Annotated in this window: 30 protein-coding genes and 2 pseudogenes; 26 read left to right on the top strand and 6 right to left on the bottom strand. The window is 63.8% G+C overall.

Annotated features, from left to right (window positions below; genetic code table 11):
• The first annotated feature begins 47 nt into the window (after positions 1-47).
• The 4 genes and pseudogenes from BHE75_RS21915 to BHE75_RS21905 all read left to right on the top strand — a co-directional run bounded on the left by BHE75_RS21915 (position 48) and on the right by BHE75_RS21905 (position 2,255).
• Entirely contained in the window at positions 48-317 is a 270-nt protein-coding gene (locus BHE75_RS21915) for a metal-sensing transcriptional repressor (RefSeq protein ID WP_070936307.1), read from the top strand.
• A 222-nt stretch (positions 318-539) separates the two neighbouring features.
• Positions 540-914, top strand: a pseudogene (locus tag BHE75_RS23720) (hypothetical protein); the annotation flags it as partial.
• A 239-nt stretch (positions 915-1,153) separates the two neighbouring features.
• Positions 1,154-1,651 (top strand): TIR domain-containing protein, encoded by a 498-nt coding sequence (locus BHE75_RS23715; RefSeq protein WP_048939410.1) that lies wholly within the window; start codon positions 1,154-1,156, stop codon positions 1,649-1,651.
• A 49-nt stretch (positions 1,652-1,700) separates the two neighbouring features.
• Positions 1,701-2,255, top strand: a complete 555-nt coding sequence (locus tag BHE75_RS21905) for a toll/interleukin-1 receptor domain-containing protein (RefSeq protein WP_048939385.1) — start codon at positions 1,701-1,703, stop codon at positions 2,253-2,255.
• A 16-nt stretch (positions 2,256-2,271) separates the two neighbouring features.
• Here the strand turns inward: BHE75_RS21905 and BHE75_RS21900 are convergent, their stop codons facing one another.
• Genes BHE75_RS21900 through BHE75_RS23705 form a run of 3 tightly spaced genes read right to left on the bottom strand, consistent with a single transcriptional unit; the run spans position 2,272 to position 4,585 of the window.
• Positions 2,272-2,928, bottom strand: a complete 657-nt coding sequence (locus BHE75_RS21900; protein ID WP_048939386.1) for a hypothetical protein — start codon at positions 2,926-2,928, stop codon at positions 2,272-2,274.
• 2 nt (positions 2,929-2,930) lie between these two features.
• Complete coding sequence (locus BHE75_RS23710) at positions 2,931-4,091, bottom strand: toll/interleukin-1 receptor domain-containing protein (RefSeq protein ID WP_048939387.1); 1,161 nt, start codon at positions 4,089-4,091, stop codon at positions 2,931-2,933.
• Between the two features lie 5 nt (positions 4,092-4,096).
• Positions 4,097-4,585, bottom strand: coding sequence for a TIR domain-containing protein (locus tag BHE75_RS23705; protein WP_020819452.1), 489 nt, complete (start codon positions 4,583-4,585; stop codon positions 4,097-4,099).
• Between the two features lie 203 nt (positions 4,586-4,788).
• Between BHE75_RS23705 and BHE75_RS21885 the strand changes: the two genes are divergently transcribed.
• The 14 genes and pseudogenes from BHE75_RS21885 (at position 4,789) to BHE75_RS21825 (ending at position 14,554) form a co-directional block, all read left to right on the top strand.
• A complete protein-coding gene (locus BHE75_RS21885) occupies positions 4,789-5,931 on the top strand; it encodes a tyrosine-type recombinase/integrase (protein ID WP_048939388.1) in 1,143 nt (380 codons plus the stop codon).
• A 127-nt stretch (positions 5,932-6,058) separates the two neighbouring features.
• Positions 6,059-7,741: a site-specific integrase gene (locus BHE75_RS21880; protein WP_254684570.1), complete on the top strand. Its 1,683-nt coding sequence runs from the start codon at positions 6,059-6,061 to the stop codon at positions 7,739-7,741.
• Positions 7,742-7,745: 4 nt separating this feature from the next.
• Positions 7,746-9,548, top strand: coding sequence for an integrase (locus BHE75_RS21875; RefSeq protein ID WP_048939390.1), 1,803 nt, complete (start codon positions 7,746-7,748; stop codon positions 9,546-9,548).
• Entirely contained in the window at positions 9,532-9,996 is a 465-nt protein-coding gene (locus BHE75_RS21870) for a hypothetical protein (RefSeq protein WP_048939391.1), read from the top strand. The genes BHE75_RS21875 and BHE75_RS21870 overlap by 17 nt, the downstream gene beginning before the upstream one ends.
• Positions 9,997-10,099: 103 nt before the next feature.
• Positions 10,100-10,702 (top strand): annotated as a pseudogene (locus BHE75_RS21865) (hypothetical protein); the annotation flags it as partial.
• Positions 10,699-11,049 (top strand): DUF3768 domain-containing protein, encoded by a 351-nt coding sequence (locus BHE75_RS21860; RefSeq protein ID WP_070936298.1) that lies wholly within the window; start codon positions 10,699-10,701, stop codon positions 11,047-11,049. The pseudogene BHE75_RS21865 and the gene BHE75_RS21860, both read left to right, overlap by 4 nt.
• Positions 11,050-11,094: 45 nt before the next feature.
• Complete coding sequence (locus BHE75_RS23700) at positions 11,095-11,289, top strand: hypothetical protein (RefSeq protein ID WP_083216155.1); 195 nt, start codon at positions 11,095-11,097, stop codon at positions 11,287-11,289.
• Positions 11,286-11,615, top strand: coding sequence for a hypothetical protein (locus BHE75_RS21855; protein WP_062787874.1), 330 nt, complete (start codon positions 11,286-11,288; stop codon positions 11,613-11,615). The genes BHE75_RS23700 and BHE75_RS21855 overlap by 4 nt, the downstream gene beginning before the upstream one ends.
• 73 nt (positions 11,616-11,688) lie before the next feature.
• Positions 11,689-12,009, top strand: a complete 321-nt coding sequence (locus BHE75_RS21850; protein WP_030090587.1) for a DUF7673 family protein — start codon at positions 11,689-11,691, stop codon at positions 12,007-12,009.
• Positions 12,010-12,172: 163 nt separating this feature from the next.
• Complete coding sequence (locus BHE75_RS21845; protein WP_062787872.1) at positions 12,173-12,685, top strand: DUF736 domain-containing protein; 513 nt, start codon at positions 12,173-12,175, stop codon at positions 12,683-12,685.
• 190 nt (positions 12,686-12,875) lie between these two features.
• Positions 12,876-13,136 (top strand): type II toxin-antitoxin system Phd/YefM family antitoxin, encoded by a 261-nt coding sequence (locus BHE75_RS21840; protein ID WP_037505398.1) that lies wholly within the window; start codon positions 12,876-12,878, stop codon positions 13,134-13,136.
• A gap of 3 nt (positions 13,137-13,139) precedes the next feature.
• On the top strand, positions 13,140-13,577 hold the full coding sequence (locus tag BHE75_RS21835; protein ID WP_030090590.1) for a hypothetical protein: 438 nt from the start codon (positions 13,140-13,142) through the stop codon (positions 13,575-13,577).
• Between the two features lie 65 nt (positions 13,578-13,642).
• The gene (locus tag BHE75_RS21830) at positions 13,643-13,834 is read left to right on the top strand and encodes a hypothetical protein (RefSeq protein WP_062787870.1); all 192 of its coding nucleotides are present in this window, start codon (positions 13,643-13,645) and stop codon (positions 13,832-13,834) included.
• Between the two features lie 399 nt (positions 13,835-14,233).
• Complete coding sequence (locus tag BHE75_RS21825) at positions 14,234-14,554, top strand: single-stranded DNA-binding protein (RefSeq protein WP_062787869.1); 321 nt, start codon at positions 14,234-14,236, stop codon at positions 14,552-14,554.
• 32 nt (positions 14,555-14,586) lie between these two features.
• Here BHE75_RS21825 and BHE75_RS21820 read toward each other — a convergent pair whose 3' ends face one another.
• Positions 14,587-14,943: a hypothetical protein gene (locus BHE75_RS21820; RefSeq protein ID WP_066703409.1), complete on the bottom strand. Its 357-nt coding sequence runs from the start codon at positions 14,941-14,943 to the stop codon at positions 14,587-14,589.
• A 512-nt stretch (positions 14,944-15,455) separates the two neighbouring features.
• Between BHE75_RS21820 and BHE75_RS21815 the strand changes: the two genes are divergently transcribed.
• Positions 15,456-16,430 (top strand): DUF2493 domain-containing protein, encoded by a 975-nt coding sequence (locus BHE75_RS21815; protein ID WP_030090592.1) that lies wholly within the window; start codon positions 15,456-15,458, stop codon positions 16,428-16,430.
• A gap of 211 nt (positions 16,431-16,641) precedes the next feature.
• Positions 16,642-17,220 (top strand): hypothetical protein, encoded by a 579-nt coding sequence (locus BHE75_RS21810; RefSeq protein ID WP_030090593.1) that lies wholly within the window; start codon positions 16,642-16,644, stop codon positions 17,218-17,220.
• Positions 17,221-17,292: 72 nt separating this feature from the next.
• Here the strand turns inward: BHE75_RS21810 and BHE75_RS24645 are convergent, their stop codons facing one another.
• A complete protein-coding gene (locus BHE75_RS24645; protein ID WP_157077779.1) occupies positions 17,293-17,457 on the bottom strand; it encodes a hypothetical protein in 165 nt (54 codons plus the stop codon).
• Positions 17,458-18,188: 731 nt separating this feature from the next.
• On the opposite strand from BHE75_RS24645, the gene BHE75_RS21800 reads away from it, so the two are divergent.
• Positions 18,189-18,416, top strand: coding sequence for a hypothetical protein (locus BHE75_RS21800; protein WP_062787863.1), 228 nt, complete (start codon positions 18,189-18,191; stop codon positions 18,414-18,416).
• A 113-nt stretch (positions 18,417-18,529) separates the two neighbouring features.
• Here BHE75_RS21800 and BHE75_RS21795 read toward each other — a convergent pair whose 3' ends face one another.
• A complete protein-coding gene (locus BHE75_RS21795; RefSeq protein ID WP_030090596.1) occupies positions 18,530-18,748 on the bottom strand; it encodes a hypothetical protein in 219 nt (72 codons plus the stop codon).
• A 658-nt stretch (positions 18,749-19,406) separates the two neighbouring features.
• On the opposite strand from BHE75_RS21795, the gene BHE75_RS21790 reads away from it, so the two are divergent.
• The 5 genes from BHE75_RS21790 to BHE75_RS21770 are packed head-to-tail and all read left to right on the top strand — an operon-like array spanning position 19,407 to position 25,975.
• Positions 19,407-19,697 carry a hypothetical protein gene (locus BHE75_RS21790; RefSeq protein WP_030090597.1) on the top strand — a complete coding sequence of 97 codons (291 nt, stop codon included), beginning with the start codon at positions 19,407-19,409 and terminating at the stop codon, positions 19,695-19,697.
• Positions 19,687-21,981: a type IV secretion system DNA-binding domain-containing protein gene (locus tag BHE75_RS21785; protein ID WP_030090598.1), complete on the top strand. Its 2,295-nt coding sequence runs from the start codon at positions 19,687-19,689 to the stop codon at positions 21,979-21,981. Before BHE75_RS21790 ends, BHE75_RS21785 begins: the two co-directional genes overlap by 11 nt.
• A 3-nt stretch (positions 21,982-21,984) precedes the next feature.
• The gene (gene mobF, locus BHE75_RS21780; protein WP_030090599.1) at positions 21,985-25,044 is read left to right on the top strand and encodes a MobF family relaxase; all 3,060 of its coding nucleotides are present in this window, start codon (positions 21,985-21,987) and stop codon (positions 25,042-25,044) included.
• Positions 25,034-25,291 (top strand): hypothetical protein, encoded by a 258-nt coding sequence (locus BHE75_RS21775; protein WP_438830635.1) that lies wholly within the window; start codon positions 25,034-25,036, stop codon positions 25,289-25,291. Before mobF ends, BHE75_RS21775 begins: the two co-directional genes overlap by 11 nt.
• Before the next feature lie 45 nt (positions 25,292-25,336).
• Positions 25,337-25,975 (top strand): hypothetical protein, encoded by a 639-nt coding sequence (locus BHE75_RS21770; RefSeq protein ID WP_070936293.1) that lies wholly within the window; start codon positions 25,337-25,339, stop codon positions 25,973-25,975.
• The last annotated feature ends 165 nt before the right edge of the window (positions 25,976-26,140 follow it).

Below are 26,140 nucleotides of genomic sequence, written 5' to 3'. Positions count from 1 at the left end.
ATGTATGAATTCCTCGACAAGCGTTTTGGGTGGTGAAAGATAGACCGATGAGCAACCACAAGCACGCCAGCCACCCGGCGATCATCAAGCGGCTCAATCGCGCCACGGGGCATCTCCGCAGCATCGTCACCATGATCGAGGAGGGGCGGACCTGCGTCGACGTCGCGCAGCAGCTCGATGCGGTCGAGAAGGCCGTGGCGAGCGCGAAGCGCGCCCTCATCAACGATCATATCGACCATTGCCTAAGCCATGCCGCGGACGAAGGCGGCGCGGCCAGGGCGATTGAGGATTTCAAGGCGATCTCGCGCTACCTGTAACACTCTGTCTCGGTACTGGCTCAAAGGTGAAGGCCGCGCTGCAGGAGGCCCTCTCCAAGCAATAGGCGCCGCCGCCCAGGCCGCATGAGCGGATCATCCGCGTAATGACCATCGTGCTTCCGTCCGATTGCGGATCGGACGATGCCTGCTCCGATTCCAGCAGAGAGGGGAGGGGGGCCGGGCGGGGCGGCAATTTTGCCGCCCTCAAGGACTCGAAGCCCCATGCTTCCACATCCAACTGTCGAGTCCGCTGGGGCTCGCGCGCCGGTCGACTACATCCTTGTTGCCGCGCCCCCGCCGGTCGTTCTTGCTTATGGGATCGGCGTCGATTCAACCGCTCTCCTCGTCGAACTCGAATCGCGCGGCGAGCCGCCCGACCTGGTCCTGACGGCCGATCCCGGTGCCGAAAAGCCGGAAACCTACGAGTATCAGAGAGTGATCTCGCTCTGGATGGCGGCGCGCGGCATTCCCTACGAGGTGGTCCGCTATGTGCCCACGCGTTTCAAGCATTGGCCGCCTTACTATTCGATCCTCGCCAATGTCCTCACGAACGCGACACTGCCGAGCATCAGCCTTGGACGGCACAGCTGCAGCTTAGGTCTACCCATTGAAACTGTCTCCTTTGCGCGCGATGAGGGACGGGCCGACTGCCGCGCTAACCCAAAGAGCTGGCGGTGGTCGGCCCGTCCCTCGCGTCGCGCAGCGACGCTTAAGCGTCGCATGAGGCGCCGCACAAAAATGCCGCGCTTGTTATTCAAGCCATTCGTTTCCGAATCGATTTCTCTAGCGGAACGATGGCCGCCTCTGTAGAAGGTCGGAGAACAAAAGGGGGCCTTATGGCGCGGCGCGTTTTCTTCAGTTTTCACTTCGCGAACGATTTTTGGCGTACTCAGCAGGTGCGTAACATCGGAGCCCTCGAAGGGCAGACTCTTTGCACTGCGAATGCTTGGGAGGAGGTCAAGCGGAAGGGCAAAGCCTCCATCGAAAAATGGATCGATGACAACATGTACGGCAAGAGTTGCGTGGTGGTGCTCGTCGGTTCGGAAACAGCGAACCGGCCATGGGTGATCCGCGAGATCGTCAAAGGTTGGGACGCAGGCAAAGGCGTGGTGGGTATCCGGATAAACAAACTTCTTGGTCACGATGGGAACTCGTGCGTGGCAGGCAGCAATCCATTTGATGAAATAGGCTACGCCAATACAGGGAAGAAGCTTTCGTCCATAGTGAAGCTCGTCTCTCCTTCCGGAGCAGATAGCAAAGCCGCCTATGACTCGATTAAGAATGGGATCGAGACTTGGATTGAAGAGGCCATTGCGATCCGAGCAAATAACTGAAGTGCAGAGAATCGGAGATTTTGCGCGGAATTAAGAGCGGGCGGCAAGAATGATAGAATATATTACCAAATCCGAGCTTCGTAATTTCGCTGGCAAATTGAACATCAACGAGCAGGTAAACCTCAGGAAATCTGCTTCTTCTCGGGCGCTGTCGGGTGCTACATTTCTTTCGCACTCAAGCAAGGACGATGATCTCGTCGTTGGCGCCATTCGTGTATTAGAAGGGCACGGCGCCAAGGTTTATGTCGATGAAATCGACCCGGAAATGCCCCCATACACGACGGAGGAAACGGCAGGGCTGTTAAAGAGCCGTATTCGTCAGACCAAGCGCTTTGTCCTTCTTGCAAGCAAGAACAGCAAGGACAGTCGTTGGGTGCCCTGGGAGTTGGGCGTCGCGGATGGGTATAAAGGGTTGACGAAGATCGCGCTGTTCCCGGCATCCGACAGCGCGCATGAGCAGGCATGGGCGTCGTGGGAGTATCTGGGATTATACCGCCGCATCGTCTGGGGGGATCTACAGGGTCATCAAAAGCGCGTCTGGATGGTCCTCGACGAGAAAAGGAACACAGCTACCGAGCTTAGCGAGTGGCTGGCTGGTGAATAACGAGTTCCCGTCCCGTTTAAGCAGTGGCAGGGGGTTGCCAAAATCGCTTCTCAACGACATCCGGTTGGAGAGTTGGACTTTCGAAGCGCTCCTCTCGGACGGAAACGTCAAGGTGGCGGTGAAATAACGCAACATAGTCCCGGTCTTCCGCTAGGTCGGGCGATAGAGATTCAACCTGCGCCCCAACTTCAAGCGTCGCGCCGCCCGTGGAGACTACTGGAATCACTGCAGCGTCCGGTTGCAGGCGTCGAAACATTTCATATTCCTGTACAATCCCGCCCATACCCCCAATGAAAACTGCCGCTTTGAACTTGTGTTCGGAAAACATACGCTCGCGCATGGCCAGCAAGCTCTTCTCCCGATCCTTCTCAATCTCGTCCGTATAAACCACGTTGTTGAACCGCTCATTATCCTCGGGATACTCGTCCTTGAAATGGCGAGACTGGTAGAGCCGGACCCAGTGTCCGTAATTTATTCCTATGTCTTGCGAGACCACCCAGATCATTGGTGTTATTGCGGGTTGACCACCCCAAACAAGCAGCCTGCGTCCTAGCGTGACGTGCACCAAAGCGGAGACTGCGGCTGTAATCGCGACACTGTCAGCGGTCGCCGCATATTGTGGGCCTCGCTTCGGATCCGGCACGCCTGCCGAAAGAAAAATGGCCTCAGTCATGGTCAGTTCTCCCATGCCGCAAGAGCCCATCCGGCTTCGGAAACTTTAATCGTGCGGACCGCGCGAATATGCTCCCCAAGCCATCGGAGATGAGCATTCCATGCATCACGGATGCCGATATGATCGTAGACCAGTACCGGTATCTCCTGCTGTTCCGCTCGTCGCGCCTTATCGGCCACATCGTTCAAAATTTCAGCCGTGGGGATTCCGACGATCGGATATGCCCAGATCTTTTCGCCGTCCAGCAACCGCACGGCGACGGCCCGATGTGCGCCGACGCCTTCCACTGACGCACCAATTTTCTCGACGTCAGCGCGGAGTTTGCCGGTAATCGACATATATCGAGATGCGATGCTCCGGCTTCGTAGCCGCTCGACCTCCAGGACGATTGTATCCGCCGTTTTGGCTACTATTGGGCCATCTGGCCCCTCGAGTTCCTCTGGATCAAGATATATAGTCTCTGCAAGATCGGTCAGCTTGTTTGGCGTATGCTCAGGCCAAATTACACGAAGGACCTGGATCTCTTTCGCGCGCGCCCTTCCTATTTCCTGTCGAGTCCAGCGGCTATCGAAATAGGTAGGCGTGTCGAGCATAACCATAACATCAGAATCGACGAGCCTATGCCAAAGCACATCTTGGAACGGATCGCCGGGCCTAATGTCGTGCGTGTCCAAGAATACGTCGAATCCGCGGGACGCAAGGAGATCGTGAAGTTGCAACGCTGCTGCTCGGGATTCCACGCGCCGATAGCTCACAAAAACCCGTCGCTGTCGACGAAGTAAGCCCACGCATTCCAGCATTGCTGACGCGAGTTCAGTCATATTTGGATCGTCAGCGCGCCGCGTTAGCCCATTGATGGGCTGGAGAAGCGGGGGGATGTGAGCATTGAAGTCTGCGCCAGCGGCAATCGTTGGAATGATGGGCGCACTGGCCCGGATCAGGTCTTGGGCCGCTTCGAGATCTTGCTGGGCATTTCCTCCAAAATACGCACACGCGAATGCTGCTGGCTTGTGCCGCTCACCCAGCGTTGCCGCATTATGCACAACTACATCGTCCCCCAACGTCAATCCGAAGTCGGAAACGATATCCGTGAGCGTCGCTGTCAGTGTTGCACGCTCCTCTGGCGTTGCCGCACCAAGTATGGCCAGTTCATAGATACTCATTGGTGTCAGCGACCGGCCGCTTTTGCCGCAGTTTCGATCCAAGCCGGCATGTTGGCATAGCCGTTATCCCGGACCCAATCATATGTCCCGTATAGGTTCGACAGCGGAATATCTCGGCCATTCTGCTTTATTGTAAAATAACTGAGAGGGTTGGTCCCCTGTCGATCAGTTCCAAGTTGCGGATCTTTTACGCTATGGATGTCGATGGCCAATAGGCCTTTCCCAAGCTCGTAACTTCTCTTGATCTCGTGCCGGACCCATTCGCGATCATACGTCTCTGCGCCGAACAGCACCACAGTCACGGACGTGCCTTTGAGCTGCTCTTCGATCCATTTTTCTATGCCGCCCGCGCGTCTTTTTGCCTCTTCGAACTCTGCCTTGTCATAGAAAGGCTGCGCTTCGCCACCTGGACGAACCACCCAGGAATTGCGGACTTGCACGACCCGTCGAACGTCACGGTCATAGTGAAAGCTAAAGAATACCCGACGCGCCACCGCTTCCCCCCTCGATCATCGTCCACTCATATCAAGGCGGACGCCAGGTGTCAGCAGGCGCGGTGAGTGCTTGGGGTAGGCTGGTCGAAGCGACACCCTTCGGCATGGCGAGGAAAGCGCCCATTCCATCGAAATGCGTCGGCCAAATCGAGCATGTTGCGCTACTTTCGAAATCGCACCTGTGCGGGCGAGGGAGATGGCCCGTGGTATCAGTGATTCGGGCTGCCTCTGGCGTGCCCAATGTCCCCGCTGGCTTCCCGATTCTGTTCGACGCCGACATGGCGATCATCGAGCCGGCCTTCGTCTGGCTCATGGAGCATGCAGAGCTAAGCGGCCGTGCCCACGCCTCCGAAACCGTGCGGACCTACGGCGAGCATCTCCACGACTGGTTCGACTCGCTCGAACAATCGGGGATCGAATGGCGCGAAGCCGACGAACGCGTCATCGCCGCCTATCGCAACCGGATGCTGGAGAATCCCAGCACGCATACCGGGCGGCCCTATGCCCGGACCACGATCAATGCGCGTGTCTCGACCGTCTGCCGCTTCTATGGCTGGGCGCTCGATAAGGGGCTGATCGACCACTGCCCGTTCCGGTTGACCGAGAAGATGACGCTGATGCTCGACGGCGCCTATCGCCCAGGCTTGCAGCGGCGCCAGGTCAATGAGCTGATCGTCTCACGCCCGGAAAAACTGCCGCGACCGCTGCGTGCCGACGAACTGGCACGGCTGTTCGCGCATCTGAGGCCTACCGCCCGACTTGCCGCGCAATGGGCGCTTGGGGCGGGTCTGCGTCGCAAGGAGCTTTGCGCGCTCGCCCTCGACCAGATCCCGGATAGCTGGCCACTCTACCTCGACAGCGATCCACTTGTCGGCGTGCCGCTCCATATCACCAAGGGCGACCGGCCAAGGACGGTCTATCCGCCGCTTCGGCTGCTTGATCATACACACTGGTATGCGGGCGAGGATCGCGCCCGGATCGTCCGCGGTATCCGCCGTTCCGACCGGGGCTATCGCGCGCCGCCTAATCTCCTGCTGAACGAGCATGGCCGCGCCATGACGCGAAAACTCCTGACGGCGCAGCTCGCGGAAGCGTTCGCGGCCGCGGGACTTCAGGGCACGCTGCACTGGCTGCGGCACACCTTCGCGATGGCGATGCTGGCCCGCCTTCAGATCCAGGCCCGCACCAATCCCGATCTCAACCCGCTCAAGGTCGTGCAGGTGCTGCTCGGCCATGCTTCGATCACAACCACCGCGATTTATCTGCGCTGCGTCGAGCTGCACGAGCGCGACCTGAGCGAAAGCCTCGCCTATCTTTATGGCGAGCTGATCCCCGCCGATGGCTAGGGGCCGCCTCGATCGCACGCTGAGACTCGATCCGGCACCGGCGAACCATCCGGCGGAGGTCGTCGAGATCCAGTTCCGCGACGAATGGGGCAAGATCGTCCAACGCTTCGACCCGGCGCTGTTCGGGTTGCCGGACGATATCAGCGCCGCCATCGCCCGGGCTTTCCGCGATCATGATATGGCATCCAGCGTCGCGACCCGCACCGCGCGCTGGTTCGCGATGCGCGTGTTCGGTAGGTTCCTGCGCGAAGACGCGCGTGTCAGGCGCGCGGCAGACCTCGACACGGCAACGATCCGCCGGTTCATCACCTGGCTGGCGATGCCCACTGACGGGCGCAGGCGTGGCGTCCGCTCACAATCCGGTCAGTTCGGTATGATCCGGCCCGTCCTCAAGCGCGCGATCGCGGACAATCCAGGCTTGTTCGCACCGGGCTTCGCCGTTCCCAACAATCCGATCCCGCTCGCCGGCGTCCAGCGGTTACCGCAAGACCGGCTGACACCAGCCGCAATGCGCGCCCTGCTGGCAGTCTGCTATGCCGAGATCGACACGGCATGGGCCAAGTTCCAGCACGGGCAAACCATCGTCAATCTTCCGAACGTGCCGCTCCATAGTGGGCGGACCGCCGAACGGGATCGCTGGATCTGGAAGCTCCATCGCCGCGGCCACGGCATCATGCCGATCGACCGAGGCTTGGACCTTAACAAGCCCGATCGGCAGAGGATCGCCGAGGTAGGCGGGTTCCGCGAGCTCGAGGGTTATCTCCACCTCACGACCGACACGCTGGTTGCGTTCTATATCGTGCTGCTGATCCAGACGGCGGCCAACGCCGGTCCGCTGCGCCAGATCAAGCGGGACTGCCTCGTGCCGCATCCGCTCGAGCGGCATCGCGTCATGGTCGAGTGGGTGAAACCTCGTGCCGGCGGCAAGGTGAAGCGCATGCAACGGCGCTCGTTCGACAATCGCCGACCCTATGCGGCGCCGCGCCTGATCGAAAAGCTCCTTGCGATGACGGCGCCCCTATTACCGCATGTGGAGCCGTCCAAACGCGACCGGCTGTTCCTCCACCGCTTCCTCATGACGACAGGACGCCTCGAGCGCGAGCATCACGCCGGTCATATCGTGCAGGCCACGTTGCGATCGGCAATGTTGCGCTTCTACGAACGGCATAATGGCGCGATCGCCTCCTGGAACGATGCGCATCCGGGCAAGTCCCGTTCCTTGCTTCCCGACTTCTCGCCCAAGCTGTTCCGCAGCAGCATGGCAAGCGCCCACTACACAGCGTCGCAGGGCGATATCATGGCGGCCAAGGCGGTCCTCAATCATGCGAATGTCGCCACCACCGACATCTATGTCGATGGCGAGGCCGTCCGCCGCCTCGAACGCGATACGATCGCTCGGCTCCAGTCGCTGATGATCACATGGGTCACCGGCGAGACGCCCGCCCATGACTCGCAACATCAAGGGCCGGATACCAGCGCGCGGGTGACGGCGCTGTTCGGCCACGACTGCCTTCGACCGGTCGACGGCGGGCAGGCACAGCCTGGCCGCGTGTGCCCGAAACTGGGAGGCTGCCTTGCCTGTCCAGGCCTAATCGTCCCGATCGACCCGGGTCATCTGGCGCGCATTGTCCAGGCCACCATGCATCTTGAAGCGGCGCGGGAACGCATCGACCCGATCCGGTTCAGCCTCTTCTATGCCCCCAGCCTTCGGGCGCTGACACAAGACCTGCTGCCGGCGTTCCCGCCCGAAATGATGCCGGACGCGGAACGGCACATACCCGCCTTGCCGCCGCTGCCGGACCTGGAATAGCCTCATGGCCTCCGTCCCGACATCCACGCCTACCCAACTTCCGGCGCCATTGCTCGGAAACGAAGGCGTCCCCGCCGCCACGACGTTCAACTGGGGCTTCGAAATGCCGGACGGGAGCCGGTTCACGGACGATCAGTGGACGCCGCTCCGGCACGCCGCCGAACTGTTCCTGTTCTCGCTGCGGGCCGATCCGCCCGAAGGGCGGATGCCACTTCGCAAGGAAACGGTCGATGGTCACTTCAGCCACATCCGCTTCCTCGTTCGATGGATGGCAGCCGAGAACGTCCGATGCTTCAAGGATCTCGATCAAGACGCCGTCGACCGGTTCGTGGCCATGTTGCGCGCCCGTCCCGGCAGGAACGCTTCACGGCTCTCCCTCAGCACCGCCGAAGGCTATCTCGGCACGATCCGCACGTTCCACATGCAGCGCGACAAGCTGGACGACGCGCCGCTGATGGCGCCGCCTCGCGCCGGTTCGGTTGGGAAGCGGCACTGGAAACCTTATGGCGGCCATCCCTATACGCCCGACGAGATCGCCGTGCCTCTCATCAGCGGCGCTATGGAACTGCTCGGTGACCCAGCGGACCAGATACTCGCGCTGCGCGATCGCCTCGAAGATCTGTATGAGAAGTTTCGACAACAGCATCAGGGGCGAAGGCTCCACTGGCATATCAGACGCGCCATGTTGGCTGAGCCATGCCCCCACGCGGATCTGTATCCGAATCCGGAATGGCCGCTGCGCCGCCTGACGTTCATGCTCGATCGCCTTGGCGACGCCTGCTTCGTCGTCATCGCCTATCTCGTTGGCGCGAGAGCCTCCGAAATACTCAGGCTTGAGGAGGGTTGCCTCGAACGGCGCGCGGCCGACGGAGACGGCGAGGAACACGTCTATCTGGTCGGCACGATCACGAAGACGTCGCTGACGGAACATGGGGACGTCCATCGCTGGCTCGCGCCCGAGCCGGTCCAGCGGGCGATCCACATCCTCGAACGTCTCTCCGCTCCGCTTCGCGAACTTAGCGGGAAGAGGAACCTCTGGCTCCACCAGCTCGGCCGGGGACGCTCGCCGCTTCCGACGATGATGCCCGTCGCTCGACTGCGATCACCCATGGTCAATATCCGCTTGAACGAACGACTTGCGCCGTTCCTTGCCTTGCCGGAACACCAAGGCGGAACCTGGCACCTGACCACCTATCAGGGTCGCAAGACGTTCTCACGGTTCATCGGGCGGCGCGACCGCACCGGCCTGACGGCGCTGCAACGCCATCTCGGCCATGTCCACCGCGCGATGACCGACCGGGCCTATGTGGGCACCGACTTCGAGCTTGCCCAGCTGATCGACGACCAAGCCGCCGAAGAAACCCGCAAGGCGCTGGAAGACCTGCTCCTGGCGCCGAACGTCGCCGGGAAGGCGGGCGTCATGCTCTCCGAGCGATCGCCGTTCCGCGGGCGCACGCTATCGAGCGACGTCGATGGATATATCACCGAGATCCTCGCCGGCACGGATATGCGCCTCGGCGTATGCGACTGGGGCTACTGCCTCTACCGCCGGGAGACCTCCGCTTGCCTCGGCGGCGAGCGCGAGCCGAACCCGGTGCTTCGCACACAAAGCACCTGCTCGACTTGCGCCAACTTCGCCGTGACCGACCGGCATAGGCCGGTCTGGGAAGCGCGGCTTGAACGAAACACCGCATTGATCCAGCGCGATGACCTCGATCGCGAGAGCCGAGCACTTGCCGAAGCCCGCATCCAGGAATCTCGCCGTATCCTCGACCAGCTCGACGAAGGAAATGCCGGTGACGTCTGAATCTGACCTATCCACCCCGCAGGCCCGTCGCCGGGCGAACACCAATGCACGTCTGCGCGAAGCCCTTGGCGTCCTTGCCAAAGACCCGTCCGCCGCGCCAACGGTCGCCGCTCTTGCACGAGCAGCCGGGGTCGGCCGCAACATCATCTATACGCACCATGCCGACGTTCTTGACGCCCTGCGCGAGCTTCAATCGCAACGTGAGGGCGCCACTGAAATGGCCGCCGGCGATGCCGATCGCACACGCTCTGCTCTTCGGCACGTGGAAGCCAAGAACATCGCCCTCGCAACACATAATGCCAGCCTGCTGAAGCGCGCCCTCGAGGCCGAACAGCGCGCGGAGCGCCTTGAACGCCGCAACGCGCAACTCGTGCAGGAACTCGATCGGATACGCCTGCCCGTCCCTATCCGCATCAACGCCGAAGCGCCCGATCCCTCCACTGCCTGAAGGCGGTCACGCCCTAATCGGGCGTCTTGGAAGGGGAGGAGGACTGGGGATGTCGGAAATGCGGGCTTTGCGCAGCCAATACGACAGGTCGATGCAGACCTAATGCAGCCTCAAATGGAAGGTGGCGCCGCAAGACGCTTTCCTGAAGCAATGGGCACCGGCTCGCGCCGCATGGGCGAATGGGCAGAAGGTCGAGCGGCTGATCGGCTACGACACGTCGCCCTCCGATTCCCGGCGTCATGCCCATGCTGCCGGGCTGGACGATCCGCTGTTCCAGTGCCGCTATCCGCTGCGCGAATGGAACTGGACGCGCGATCGCTGCATCGCCCGGATCGAGGCCGCCGGTCTCCCGGTGCCGCCCAAGTCGAGCTGCTTCTTCTGCGGCGCCATCCGGCCCGATGAAGTACGCGCCCTGCCGGCGTGGTGCCTTCGCTTGATTGTCCTGATTGAGGCCCGCGCCGAACCGCGCCTGCGCACCGTCGAGGGATTGTGGCGCCGATCGACCAGGACCCGGCCCGGCAGGATCACCGATTTCATCCGCGCCGAGCGGCTGCTCCCCGAGGCCGAGATCGACGCGATCCGTCGCGATGCGCCGACCGATCTCATCCGTTTCCAGGACGCCGCCAGCATCGTGCCGATCGCCGAGCGGCCGACGATGGAAGAATGGATCGCGAGTTTCAACGCCGGCTTGATGGAGGCAGCATGACCAGCACCATATCCCGGATCGCCGAGCTCAATGACCGCGTGCGGCTCGGCCTCGATCGAAACGCGCGGATCGTGATGACGGCGACCTGTCTCGCCACATTGGCAGGCGGCGACCGCATCGTCAGCGAAGCCGTCGCCCAGGCCGCGGTACTCGCGGCCGTCCGGCGCTACGAATTCAAGCCTGATGACGGCCCGAAACGCAACTACGGGCAGTTCGAGCTCGAGGGTCACATCGTCTGCTTTCGCATCGATTATTACGATCCCTCGCTCGAATGGGGCTCGGAAGATCCTGCCGACGCCGCGGTGACCGTCCGTGTCCTGACGATCATGCTCCCCTGCGACGATTGAGCCGATCAGTCGCCTCGCCAATTTCCAACCAAAATGGAGGTAATCTTGCGCCGCATCACACCCGCGACGTCCGAGGACGGACAAGCCATTGCGATTGCCGTTGAACGCCTGCGCGAAGCCCGTAACCTGCTGCGCAGGGCGGGCGCGCGCCGCGCGGCATCGGCAGCAGGTCAGGCCATCAACAGCGCCGAAGGCGCCGCGCGGCACGTCGCGCACAGAATGCGGAGGACACACGCATGAGCAGGCACATTCTCCCGCCCAAGGCCGGCCATCCCGACGTCATCTGCGCGGCGGTAGGCTGGGACCGACCGCTCCAGACCTATTATGCTCAGGTGTGCTTTCGCACCGATGATGAGCCCGATGAAGGGGAAGCGCTGATCTGGCGGGGCACGGAACCGGGCGAGCTTCCCACGCCCGAGGCCGCGATCGCCGTTATCACGCCCTATGCGGAAATCCCGCCGAGGCTTGCCGAACAGCTCCTCGCCGACATGACCGCGACGATCGGCGAGAAGGATGGCCGGCACCAGGCCGAGGTCAAGCGGCGGCTGTTCGGCTCGATTCATTAGGATCGGGCCGTTCGAGGCAGAAACGCTTGCGCCCGGGTTTCGCCTCGATACCCTCTGCGCGCGGAGAAAACCGATGACGTCCGTACCGACAGATTATGATTCCGCCCGTGCGGCGCTGACACGGCTTATCCCGCTCGCCATGGGCGACACCGGGCAGGCGCGCCGCGTCGCGAACTTTCTGATGGCCTGGTGGAATGGCCCGGAGCTTGGTCATTTCGAGATCGCCGACATGTTCGGCCTCGACATCGACGTGGCAAACGACATCACGAGCGTGATCGGCTTTCTCGGCCAGAACGACCGCGGCGCCGTCTATATCGACGGTCTCGGTTTCGCCGAAGAGATGCAGGATGTCATTGCCCTGTGGCGGCCATCGGCAAGCGCTCCCCAGACTTGACACGCATCGCGTGATTGCGAGGCCCTGAAGTACCCGACGGCGCCGAAGTGGCGCGTCGGAGCGGCGCTGGCGCGCCTTACTCGGCCGAACGGCCGAGGAGAGGAGCGGGTGAGAGAAGGTGTTCGGACAAGGGGTTCGAGCGCACTTTCTCAGGAGACTTCCCATGAACATCGGCACCATCACCCAGAACGCCAGCGGCACCTACACCGGCAAAATCTCGACGCTCACGGTCGCGATCGTCATCGCCCTTCGCACCGTCCATTCCGCCAATCCGCGTGCGCCCAAGTTCGAGATCCTCGCGCTCTCGGCGGCACGCCAGTGGGTCCAGGTCGGCTCACTGTTCGAGCTGGCGTCCAATGCGACCGGCGAAATGTTCCTCAACGGCAAGATCGAGGATCCCAGCCTCGACAAGCCGCTCTACATCTCGGCGTTCCGTCAGGACGACGGCTCGTACAACATCGTCTGGTCGCGTCCCAACCGCCGCCGCGATGCGCCGACCGACACCGCCCCGGCCGACGACAGCCTGCCGCCGCTGCCCGGTGCGGACGAGCCGGCCAAGCCGAACGGCCTCGCCGGTACGGATGGCCTGGGTGAATCCTCGGCCGAGGGCGCGTTCGGCGGCGAGCCCGCGCAGGGCAATGGCCGCCGTCGCCGCACGCCCGAGATGGCCGACTGACGATCCTCTCTCCCTGCCGCGCGCGTCCCTCCGGCGCGCGGCAACCCCGCAGGGCTCGTTTGCCTCACGGCAAGCGGGCCCTGCCTTCGTTTCCCTGTGACCGTGTCCTCAGCTATCGTCCTCGCGCGCGCGACAGAGAGGACTTGAAATTTATCCGGAAACTCCGTACTTTCCGGACAGGAGAATCACCATGCCCCAGACTGTCAGTTCCGTTGAGGCGTCAAAGGCCTTCGGCCGCATCAGCCGCCAGGCGCTGGTTGCGCCCCTTACCATCACGCATCATGGCCACGATAGCCTCGTGTTGATGTCGGCCGCCGAATATCAGCGGCTCAAGCGGCGCGATCGCGAGGTCTTCACGTTGACTGACGTGCCGGAGGAAATCGTGGAGGGGGTTCGAGCGGCGCGAGCGCCGGCAGAAGCCGCTGCCTTCGATCACGAGGTCGAGTCCTGACGAGTGCAAATTCCCGATCCAGTTCCCGGCCTCGTAATTCGCTACTCGTATCTCTGGAGCCATGAAGCAAAGGCAGGTCACGAAGAAGGCAGCAAAGACCGTCCCTGCGCCGTGCTGCTCGCGACGACAAATAAGGCAGGCGCCAAGATGGTCACCATCCTGCCAGTGACCCATACGCCGCCGTCCGACACGAGCCTTGCCGTTGAAATTCCGCACGCGACGAAGGTTCGTCTCGGGCTCGATGATGATCGCTCGTGGGTCGTCCTCACGGAGCTCAACTATTTTCAATGGCCCGGGCCCGATCTTCGGACGGTGCCCGGCGATCCATTGGGCGAGGTTGCATACGGTCAGCTTCCAACCGCCTTCTACGAAACCATCCGCACCCGCTGGCTCGCCGCCTACGACGCCGGCAAGGTCACGCAGGTCAAGCGTACCTCCTGACCAGTATCGGCCGCGCCCGCATTTGCCACGCGGCGCGGATCATCGCGACTTCGGAGTGAGAACACATGGGAACGAACCAGCGGCACGGCAATCGGGCGGTGAGCACGGCCGAGACCTTGAGCGACAAGCAGCGGGCCGATCTCGCGGGCGCGCGACCTACGGACGAAGAGATCGCCGCCGACCGATGGGCTGATGAGCATGATACCGCGCGCGAAAGGTCCCGCCGCGCGAAACTCCGTCTGCCATTTCGCGCCTGAGGCCGCCGAGGCCGAGCAATACGAGGCTCTGCCCTCAATCCCGATCGCTGCGTCTAGCGGGCCTCGCCGAACGGGCTTGCCCGTCACCGATTGCTGAGCACGAACTCCTGAGGGCGCTCCGCCGCCGGCGCCGGGGTCAAGAGCAGCGCGCCGCGCGATCGTCCATCGGGTAGAGCCCCGCCGCGGCCAGCAGCCTTCCTTCGCCTGTTCCTGACACCTGCGGCGAGACGAAGACGTCCCGCAACCCCATCCGGTCGCCCGTGTTGCCGCTTCGCGGCTGCCCGCGCCAACTCCCTCCAGGGGTTCCCCTCCGCTGACGCTACGGTGCGGACCCTCTCCGCACGCCGCTCTTCGGTGTCACCGGCGGGAAGGCCGCTGGACCCAACGAGGAGCACTACCATGAACAACGTCAATCTCGCCGGCCGCGTCGCCAAGGACCCCGAGACCCGCGGCGCCGTCACCACCCTCATTGTCGCGACCGATCGCGTGAAGCTCAGGGACGGCAAGACCTATGTCGACGACGCCACCGGCTACACCGCCAAAGAGACAGAGTTCCACAAGGTCACCTGCTTCAACGGCCTCGGCAAGGCCGGCGCCTCGCGCAAGAAGGGCGATGTCGTCGCCATCACCGGCCGGCTGCACTATTCGAGTTGGGAGGATCGCGACGGAGTCACCCGGTACGGCTGCGAGATCATCGCCGACAAGATCGACTTCTTCTGACCCGGTAGAGCGGCGCCTGCGGGCGCCGCCCTTCAGCTCAACTGGCCCGGGAAGTTCGCGCGTCGCCCCGTCTCGAGGTTGTGGACCATGTTCTCGACGCCGATCGCGTAGAACTCGCCGACATGGAAGCTCGCCCCATCCCGGAGCTTCCACTCCTGATCGGTGACGACCTTGATCACGCTGTTCACCAGCGCGATCACGTCCTGCTCCGCCAGCGGATAGAGGATCGGCTCGATCTGCCACAGGCGGTCGCCATGAATATCACGTTGCCGCAGGAGCTGCTGATAGACGGCGAGTTTCGCCACCAGCCCCGGTGGCTCATTGCCATGCAACAGTGCAGCATATCGCGATAGACGCTCCTCATAGTTCGCCTGAATCTGGGCCTTCACTCTTCATTCCTTCAACATTGCCTGCGGCGTCGGTGCTCGATCATTTGGCGCATCCCGGCCCTTCGACAGGCTCAGGCCGGGACCGGCGCTCTACTCGCCTGCGGCTCCCGGAGCCACGGCCTTGCCGCGTCTCCGCCCTGCCGGGTTACGATCACCTTGCGGGGGTGATGGGGAGGGGGTTTCTCCTGGGACAGTATGGAGCGATTTGCTGTTAACCCGGCCGCCGCGCGGCCGGGGCAAATCCAATTCTCTCTCTAACATCTCGGTATCAGACAAGCTTCATCGCCGTAGTGTGATGTGCCTTGGGGGGCTTTCTCAAGGATGCGCGGTCCCCCCAATTTTCCCGGGACCGTCGCTGCGCTCTGGCCCCAAGAAAATCGGTTCCCCCACGCCCCGCCGAGGCGGCGCGGGGACTTGTCCCCGCGTCCCTGACAAAGCCCCGTCGGCCCATCCGATGAGATTTCATCTTTCATCCAATCCCGGATGAGAGATCGACTTGTTCGGAGGCTTTTATGACTTCTTTCAACAATTTCGCCGACCTTGCCAGCTTCGTCGCCGCGTCGCGTGAAAATGACGGACTGACCCAGACCTACGAGGGCGCGTTCATCGAACATAGCGAGATGGCCAAGCTCAGCATCGTCGAAGCGCCCGAAGCACTTGACATGCCCGATCCCGAGCAGGTGCGGGCCGCCACCGAGATGATGATGCAGACCATGTTCGACGTGCTGCGCGACACCCGCATGGAGCCGTTTGCGGCCGATCTGGCGTGGGGTTTCGCCAACAGCTTCCATGTCGTGGCGAAGCGTATCGAGGGCCGCGAGGATGACGCCGCCAAGAAGCTCGGCGATCTCGCACGCAGCTATGATCCGTCCGAGATCTACGCGACCGAACTCGAAGACACCCAGCTCCTCTGCCAGACCCTCCAGGGTTGCCGCGAGGCGATGGAATGCATGCGCGACCATGCCGCCGAGGTCTATCGGGTCGAAACCGGCAAGCCCTTCTCGCCGGTGCGGGGAAGCCGGGTTTCCAGCGCGCTTACCGCATCGATGATCGAGGCCCGCGACTATCTTGCCTCGAAAGCCCGGGAGCGCCGCGAGCAGTTCGCCCCCGAAGGCCCGGTCGTGGCGTTCTCCGGTGGTCAGGTGTGGGAGGACGTGGACCTGCTCTGGAACGGTCTCGACAGCATCAAGGCACGCATCCCGGAGATGATCCTCGCGACCACCGCGCAAGCGAAGGGCTGCGATGCCGTGGCGCACGCATGGGCGGCATCGCGCGGCGTCAAGGTCATCCAGTTCCGCCTCGATCGCAGTCAGGGCAACCGCGCCGCCTTCGTCCGCAATGACCGCATTCTCGGTCTCAAGCCGGTGGAAGCCGTCATCTGCGAAGGCTCGGGCATCCAGCAGAACCTCGCCCAGAAGCTGCGGCAGGCGGGGGTGCCGCTGCACATCGTCCGCCTCGCGCACCAGCGCACCCAGCGCAGCGCGTGAGTGCTCGCTTGGAGGGGCTCCGGCTTCGGCCGGGGCCTCTCCATCTTTTTCTGCGTGGACATGCGGCGCTCAGGGGCATCGAGCCCCTTCGCGCCGCGGGGGACTGAGCGCTGGCGCGCTCGCGCAATGGCCACCATTCGCACCGACTTCGCCCCGCCAGGCGGCCAGAGGGGAGAAGGGACGGGTGCTGCGTTCAGCAAGGGAGGACGAGATGTCCATTGTGTTTCGCATCACCACATCGGCCGACCATCAGGAACGCCAGACCGCCGTCATCAACGCCCGCCAGCTCGCCGCCTTCCGGGAATTTCTGCGCGGCCAAGGCGAGCGTCTCGACATGACCCTGCTGGATCCAGATTTCGCGGAGGACGACTATCTCTCCTATCGGTTCGAGGCGCGTGTCTGCCCGCTGGCGCTCGCCAGCATCGCACGCATCTTCGACTATCAGACCGATGTCATCACGGTGCTGGATGAGGCCCAGTTTCGCGGCCGCCGGGTCAGCGTCTATCGCGAGGGCGACACTGGCCCGATCACCCTGTCGGTCGGGCTGACCTCCGATCTCGGCCTCGAACTCGATCTGGCCTATCAGAATGCGTTCGCGCTGCTCGAAGGGCTTGGACTGCGACCGGAGAGCGTCGGCGAAATCCCGGTCGACAATGTCCGTGCCCGCCTCGCTGATCCCGCGATCCGGCGCAGCGTCGAAGCGCAGGGTGCAGCCCCATACCTGTCCCGGCTCGACCGCCTGATCGCGACCGGAGATCTTGACGACAGTTCCCGTCTGGAATGGGCATAGCCTCCGCCCGGACCAGACGTCGCGAAGGGGCGCGTCGCCGCGCGCGGCGCGCCCCGCAATGCCGCTGCGAGCCTATGCCGCGACCGGCGTTCGCGGTGTCAGCAGGGTATCGATCGCGCGCTGCAATTGGTCGGCGGCATCGACATCGTTTGTCGCCGCCAGATACTCTTTGGCCTGCCGCATCAATGCCAGCGCAAGCGCCCGTGTCACCGTCGGGTCCGTCTCCGAGAGGTCCATATCGCTACCTCGAGCGCGGTCCATCCTCGCGAGCTTCCGGGCCGTCGCTCCTCCCCGGAGAGCTCCCGCGCCGTGCGCGGGAGCCGGGGCTGGTAACACGTCGAGACATGCGCCTACGCTTTTAGTGCCAAGGCACCTGGACATGTGCGCAGGCACCCCGGCGTGAGATCACACCGAGCTGCCTTTCTCGACGGGATTACCAGTCCCGGCGCCGCAGCCTTCGCAGCGCAATCCGGCGCCTAACACAGACCTCCTGTGACACCAAGGCGAAGTCGTTTCGGCCCTGTCCAGCACCCTCCCGGATCAGTGGATTGTCCATCCGCTCCGCCCGCTGGCCGAGATCGGTGAAGGGTCCGTGCACGCCGTTCTCATAATTCGCAAAAGCCATGATGGGGCGGCGTTTCATCGTGACGACACCGGCTCGCTCGCGTGCCGCACGGACCCGTCGGTCCGCGCGCCGCTACGCCTTGCCGGAGGCGCTTCCCCGAGAGGAAAAATCTCTCACAGTCTTCCCATTCTGTCGGGCGGACGAGACCGTCTCAAGCCCGGCGGGGCCCCACCATTTTCTTCGGCGGATCGGGCGCTGCGCATCAATCTCGAACGACGGTGGCCGCCGAAGAAAATCGTGACCCCCACCGCCGCTTTGCGGTCGCCGGCAAGCCGGCGAGGCCTGACACGGTCCCGCCCGCCCGACGCCATTCCCCTGTCATTCAAGACGACAGGAGACGAACATGCAGACGATCACGAACATCGCCGCCGCCGATCAGCACGCCGCCTACTTCGCCGCCGTCGCCAATGCCGAGCGCCGCGCGATGCACAGCTACTTCGACCAGCATGTGGTCGAGGACGATGAGCTGGGGTTCCTCGCCATTGACGAGGGCGACTACGGCGCGCTCGGACAGGCGATGATCGACCGGATCGTCTACACCGCGCCGGGCGGCATCATCGACGAATTCTGAACGATAGGGGAGGGGCTGCGGCCTCTCCCCTTTTTTTGCTGGGAGAGGAACGGTCACGGGGGGCATCGAGCCCCCCATGACCGTGCCGCGGCGTTGCCGCGGCGGGGGATGATTCAGGCCTTGAGCCGCTTTTCGACTTCCTCGAAACCCAGTGTCTTGATGCGGGCCGTCAGATCGGCGAGCCGCTTAGGTTCAAGCTTCAGCAGTCCGGATTTCTCGATCGTCGCGATCGCCTGCTCGCGCTCTTTCTCTTCGAGCTTCCTGCGCCGCTCTTCCAGCCGGCGCTGATCCTCTTCGAGAGCCTGTCTCTCCTGTTCCAGTGTCTTTGCCATAGGTGCCTCTTGTGAAGGCTAATCGGGCTATGAACTGGCTGAACATAGCGCTGGTTGGTGAGGGCAGGAAGAAGAAGATTCATGGGGCTGGGCGCATCGGGCCTGCGCCCGACGACGGCTCTATTCGCTAGGGCTCCCGATGCCCTTCAGGCAACGAGAGCCCAACCTCACGGAGCCAAGGCATGCGCCTTGTCTCCGCCCTTCGGGTCACGATCCTCGCCTTTCCAACGCGGCCCTTTGGCCGACGTTGATGCTGCGCATCGGGGCTTTTCGCGCCCTGATCGGATCGGTGACACCGGCCTCGCGCGTTCCGCCTCACGGCGGCGCGTACCTCGCCGGTCCCGGCAACCGGCTCCTCTCCGACGACATCGTAACAGGCCCAGGGACAGGGGATCGGGCTCTTGGGATTAGCACACCCTACGCACCTGAAGGTGCATGAGTTCCGTTGTTTCACAACGGGTTAGCGCGGAAGGAAAGGAGACTACGTTGTAGTACGAGCTGGTGGGCGGGCAAAAACGGCGGAAATCAGCCATTCGCGCGTAGTCTGTGAGACTACGGCCTGCTGGTCCATGACGATCAACTTGCCGGAACCGGGCCGCTCGGCTATAAATAGAGCCATTCTTCAGTCCCCACCAGCCTCCCTGCTAGGAGGTTGGTCTTGGCTACCAGTTACCGGCATTACAACGTCCGCCTGGAGCGCGCCCAATGGGACCGCCTCAGCGTGATCGCCGCCGAACAGAAATTGAGCGTCGCCGACGTCATCCGGTCGGCCCTCAATGTCTTCCTTTCATCCTCCGACGTGCTGACCGCGAGCCAGCGCCGCCTGGCCCGGATCAGCGAGTTCCAGCAGCTCGTGCTCGACGTCATTCTGCGCGAGCAATATCCTGAGCTTCGCGACCGCCTCGTTGCCGAAACCGACAAGCGCCTGGTGCAATATCATGGCGCGTGAGGACATCCGCTCGAACGGGAAAAACATCCCGCTGACCCACCACTCTGCGCGCGGCCGCGTGCAGCGAAACTCGGGCAATTTCACCCGCGGCTCACAGCTTCTCACCCACGAGATGCTGATGTGGTTTTCGGGCGCGCGGCTGCCCATCATGGTCTGGTTCTTCGCCTTCCTCGCGGCCTGGTTCGTCATCCTCTCGATCCGCCTCGACGAGCACGGATTCCAGCTCGTCTGCATGAAGATCTATTCGGCGCTCTGGAACTGGGTCGACCTCAATCCCAACAAGCGCGTCAACGTCACCCTGCCCAATGGCGAGATCTACAAAACGGTCATGCCCGTGGTGCCCTATATCCCGGCCGTGCAGCAGGCCTGGGAGACCACCATCCGGGCGCTGATCGGCTCGATCCTCGTCTCGGTTTTCGTGGTCGCGCCACTCACCATCTGGTTCGTCGACATCTCGCGCAGGCGTGGGCGTTCGATCCTTCAGGAACGCCATGAGCGCGGCGCCATGCTGGTCGATCGCGCCGTGCTGGTCTCCGAAATCGCGCAGCACAATGCGGAAAAATTCGCGGAGGACGCGCGCGAGTTCTTCCCCGGCCGCTCGTCCGCCGCCGTGCTCAAATTGCCGTTCGCGACACGGAAGGCGGGCGGCATCCACCATCCCTATACGCTCGCCGGCATCCCCTATCCGCACCGCCTCGAGCAGTCCCATTCCATGCTGATCGGCACCACCGGCGCGGGCAAGACCACCGAGCTCAGGAGTCTGGTCAGCCAGATGCGCCAGCGCCAGGACAGCGCCGTGATCTTCGATCTCACCGGCGCCTATGTCGAAGCCTTCTACGATCCCATGCGCGACACGATCCTGAACCCGATGGACCAGCGCTGCCCGGCCTGGTCGATCTTCAACGACTGCTCGACCTACAGCCATTTCACGTCGGCCGCCGCGGCGCTCATTCCCTCCGATGGCGGCTCGTCCGAGCCCTTCTGGGCGCTCGCGGCCCGCACCCTGTTCATCGAGATGTGCGTCCGGCTTCAGGAGCGCGGCCAGACCACCAACCTGGCGCTCGCCGAGAACCTGATGACCGCCGATTTGAAGCGGGTGCATCGCTTCCTCGCGAACACCATCGCCGACCCGCTGACCGCCCCGGAAGCGGCCCGCATGGCGGAATCGATCCGCGCCGTCTTCAACACCAATGCGCAGGTCCTGCGTTTCCTGCCCGACGAAGGAGAGCCGTTCTCGATCCGGCACTGGATGACCACCGAGCGCGCGCCCGGATCGATCCTGTTCGTCACCTCCGACTACGACGATCTGGAGATGAACCGGCCGCTGCTGACGCTCTGGATGAACATCGCCATCACCAGCCTCATGACGCTGCCGCGCACGCGCAGCTTGCGGACCTGGTTCATGTTCGATGAGGTCGGCGCGCTGCACCGCCTGCCTGCGATCGAGAAGGGCCTGCAGACCGCGCGGAACTTCGGCGGCGCAATGATCCTGGGGCTCCACAGCTTCCAGAAGCTGGTCGAGGTCTATGGCGAGGAAGGCGCGCGAAATCTCGCCTCGCTCGCCCGCTCCAAGCTCATCCTCGCGACCAGCGAGTTCAAGACCGCCGAGGAGTGCTCGCAGTACATCGGCAACCGCGAAGTGCGGCAGATGGATGAGGCCTATAGCTACGGCTACAACAACAATCGCGACGCCTCGACCCTGACTCCGCGCAAGCAGGTCGAGCCCCTCGTGATCCCCGACGACATCACCAACCTGCCCTCGATGCACGGGTTCGTGAAATTCCCCGACGGTTTCCCGGCCGCGCGCATCCTTCTCGAATGGAAGAACTACCCCATCGTGGCGCCGGGCTTCCTGAAGCGTCCCGTGATGCAGCCCGTCCGGTCCAAGCGCGGGGAGGAGATTTTCGACGAGGAGGGCGGTGAGGCCGGCGGCAGGGACGGCGCCGTCCAGATCGTGGATGAGGTGGTCGAGCCAACCAATCTTGCGAAGGAAATGGCGGCGCGGATCCTGCAGTCGCCGAGCGAGGACCAGGCCGCCGAAACCCATCGTACCGCCCCGCGTAGCGATGACCGGCCGGTGCCCCCGCAGGCGAAGGGAGCGGGCGGCGGCAAGGAGGACGGCGCGCGCGGCAGGGACGCCCAGCAGGAGACCGGCCAGCGGCCCGCCGACGACCGGCGCGGACCGTCACCGCAGGCGCCGCAAGTCGAGGATCAGACCCTCATCGAACTGCGTCAGGGCTTCGCCGCGGGCCGTGACCAGGACGATCTCGACATGGGGATCTGATCCATGCTCTCGGTCGCCGCCGTCCGTTCCGCATCAGGCGCCGCGAACTATTTCGCGAAGGACGACTTCAAGGACAATTACTACACGGCCGATGGCTCCTCCGAGGTCAGTGCCTGGGGCGGGGCAGGGGCCGAAGCCCTCGCGCTTGAAGGCGAAGTCAGCCGCGAAAGCTTCGAGCAGATTCTGAGCGGCGTCCTGCCGAGCGGAGAGGGCGTCGCCCAGGTCGAAAACCGGCGCAACGGTGTCGACCTCACCTTCTCCGCGCCCAAGTCCGTGTCGGTCATGGCCTATGTCGCCGGCGACAAGCGGGTGCTCGCCGCCAACATGGTCGCGGTCCAGAAAACCATGGCCTGGGTCGAGAAGAATCTCGCCGAAGGGCGCAAGGACGTCGAGGGTCGCAAGGTGCCGGTGCCGACCGGCAAGCTCGTCTATGCGCTGTTCCAGCACGACACCAGTCGCGCGCTCGATCCGCAGGCCCATGTCCACTCCGTCATCGCCAATCTGACCCAGATGCCCGACGGCAAATGGCAGGCGCTGCACGCCGACAAGATCTGGTCGAATAACGCGGTCGTCGGGGCGATCTACCACGCCTACCTGCGCGCCGGGCTGGAGAAGCTCGGCTACCAGGTCGAGCTCAAGGGCAAGCACGGCACGTTCGAGATCATGGGCGTGCCCAAGGCGATCATCGATGCCTTCAGCCAACGGCGCGAGGCGATCCTCGAGAAGGCGGCCGAGCTCGGCATCGTCTCGGCCAAGGGGCGCGACGGCGTGACCACCACCACCCGCGATCCCAAGCTCAATGTCGAGGACCGCGACGGGCTCCTCAAAGGATGGATCGACAAGGCGGCGGAGCTCGGGTTCGACGGCAAAGGACTGCTCGCCTCGGCGCTGGCCCGGGCAGGGCAGGGCGCCGCCGACAACAAGCTGGAGCGGGGCTTCCGGGCGGTCACCGACGCGATCGCCGGCGCGCGCGATCTCATCGGCGGCTTCCTTCGCTCGCCCGATCCGCTGATCGACAGCGGCCTTGCCCGCGCCACCAAATCGCCGGCCGTCGCCCGGACGCAATTGGCGGTAGCCTCGGCCGTCCGCATCCTCGCCGAACGCGAGGCGGCGTTCGACGTCAACAAGCTCTCCAAGACCGCGCTGGACCTCGGCCTGAAGGGCGTCACCATCGAGACGGTCGAGCACCGGATCGAGCAGCTCTACGACAACCGCCAGCTAATCCCCGGTGTCGCCCGCGCCGGCGACAAGGGCGTCCGGATGGTGACCACCCAGGAGGCGCTGCGCACCGAGGAAGCCGTTCTCAAGGCGGTCGATGCGGGCGTGGGCAAGGCGGTGCCGATACTCCCCGCGCAGGATGGGCCCGCCCGCCTGCAGGAGGTCGCCGATCGCCCGCTCAATGCGGGGCAGCTCGCAGCCGCGACCCTGATCCTCTCCTCCGAAGATCGGACCGTGACTGTCCAGGGCGTCGCCGGCGCCGGGAAGTCGACCATGCTGCAGGCGGTTGCCCGGATCGCGGAAGGCGAAGGCAAGGATGTGCTGGGCCTGGCCTTCCAGAACAAGATGGTCGCCGACCTCGCCGAAGGGGCCGGGATCAAGAGCCAGACGATCGCCTCGTTCGTGCTCGCCAACGAGCGCTACCTGACCGAGCGCGATACGCCGCGCTACGAGGAGGCGCGCGAGCGGCTCGGCGGCGCGATGCTGGTCGTGGACGAGACCTCGATGGTCTCCAGCGCCGACATGCTGAAGCTTCACAGCATCGTCGAGGCGCTCGGCATCGACAAGCTCGTGCTGGTTGGCGATCGCCAGCAGCTCTCCTCGATCGACGCCGGCAAGTCCTTCGCGATGATCCAGGCCGCCGGCGGCACGATGGCCCGAATGGACGAGAATATCCGTCAGCGGACCGACACGCTGCGCACCGTCGCCGCGCTCGCCAATGTCGGTAAGGCGGGCGAGGCGATGAAGGTGCTGGGCGATAACGTCCACGAAAGCGCGAACCCGCCCGAAGAGGCCGCCGACAGGTGGCTCGCGCTGGGGGCGGACGACCGTGCCGCGACCCAGGTGTTTGCGTCTGGCCGGGAGTCCCGCGCCATCATCAACCAGCGCATCCAGGACGGCCTTGCCGCCGAGGGCACCGTGCGGGGCGAGGGCATCCATCTCATCGTCTATGACCGCGTGAACCTGACCCGCGAGGAGCTTCGCTACGCCGCCAGCTATCGGCCCGGCCTCACCCTCGATGTCGGCCGCGGCGGCGCGCAGGACGTCGGGCTCGCGCAGGGACGCTATGACGTCTCCAGGGTGCTGCCCTCGGGCAAGGTCGAACTGGTCGATGGGCGCCGCAAGATTCGCTTCGACCCGCAGCGCCTCTCGCCCACCGAAAAGCGGGACCGGCTCGAACTCACCGAGAAGAAGGATCTGCATGTCCGCGAGGGGGATCGCATCCGCTGGACCGCGAACGACAAGCCGCGCGACCTGCACAACGCGGCGCTCGCCCGGATCATCTCGGCCGATGCCTCGGGCATCACCGTCGAGACGGCGGGCAATCAGACCCTGACATTGGCGCCGGGCGATCCGATGCTCTCGCGTTTGGACCTCGCCTACGCGCTCAACATGCACATGGCGCAGGGCATCACCACCGACAAGGCGATCACGGTCATGGACAGCCATGAGCGCAACCTGTCGAACCAGCGCCTGTTCAATGTGGGCGTGACGCGGGTGCGCGACGAACTCACCATGATCGTGGACGATAAGGAAAAGCTCGAACGCCAGCTCGACCACAATGCCGGCAACAAGACCTCGGCCCTAGAGACGGTCGGCCGCCTCGATATCGACGGCAAGAAGGGCGGCGCCAAGCCGGTGAAGTTCGATCCCGGCCCGATCGACGGGATCAACCTCGCGGATCAGCCGGACATCCTCGCTGATCTTCCCCCCATTCCGGACGGGCCGCTTGAGCCCGCAGCACCGATCAAGGGCGACGGCCTCAAGGCGCCCCCGGATCTCAAGCCCGAAAAGGCAGACCTGCTGCCGCCGCTGCCCGAGCGCAGCCTGGGCCTTGATCTTTGATGACGAACGGTCGGCGCGGTGCCGGCTGAAAGCAAGGAGAGTGACGATGGCATGGGATTTTGACGAAGGCGGCAAGTTCGGCAGCGAGAAGGCCGCCGAGGACTATGCCCGGCGCAACGGCCTCAGCAATGCGGACTTCCGCACCCGGCGCAAGGGTGATGAGGTCGAGCTGGAGATCCGCCGCTCCGCCATCGACGGCCGAAACCTTCGTGACGCGGGCGAAGGCCGCAAGGGCGGTTGGTTTTGATCCGGACGTCGGCGGCCCGGACATTCGGCAGGAGGCGGCTGTCCAATGGGCATCGATGATCGCGACTATATGCGAGCGCGCCACAGACAGCGCGCCAACCGGACGAGATGGAACGAGGGTAGGGGGCGGATCGAGGCGGCCTGGCTTGATCCGCGCCACCAGCGATATCGCCGACAACCGTCTGCGGCGGCGATCGCTGTCCGTTTCGCCCTGCCGGTGCTGAGCCTGCTGCTGATCCTGATCCCATTCTATGGGGACGCGCAGCGTCATGGCTGGATTCCTGATCTCGAGCCGGCGCAGCCGTTTCCGGAGAGCGGGTCGGTTACGGTTGGGGCCAATGTTATCGGTCTGATCAAACGCAGCAATCTCACGATCGAGGCAGCCGATTCCAACACGGTGGTGCAATTGGTGGACCCGGATACGAACGCCCATGCACTGTCGATCTATGTTGCCGCCAATGACCGGGTGTCCCTGCCGGTGCCTGCGGGTACGTACCGGGTCCGCCTGATCGAGGGGCGGAAGTGGCACGGCGCGAAGCGCTATTTCGGGCCGAACACATCCTACGAGACGGTGGCCAGTCTGATAGAGTTCACGCCGACGATGGGTCACGTCATCGACCTGCATCGTCGGCCCGGCGGCAATCTGGAGACGCGGATGATGGGCTCTCGACCAGCGCCGCTTTGACCGGGGCGGCCCGCCCCACCAGAACCTAAGATGCCATCAATGACACTTTACCCCGAAACGCCTGGTAGAGTGTCATTGATGACAATCATTCGACGAGGGAAAGTGCGTCCATGATGCTTGGGCCAGGCAGGCATGTTAGCGAGGGCGACCACCATAACGACGAGA

Origin of the sequence: Edaphosphingomonas haloaromaticamans, assembly GCF_001853345.1 — a bacterium.
Taxonomy (GTDB): Bacteria; Pseudomonadota; Alphaproteobacteria; order Sphingomonadales; family Sphingomonadaceae; genus Sphingomonas_E; species Sphingomonas_E fennica.
Note: the sequence above shows the minus strand (reverse complement) of the source record. Positions and strands in the feature narration are given on the sequence as shown.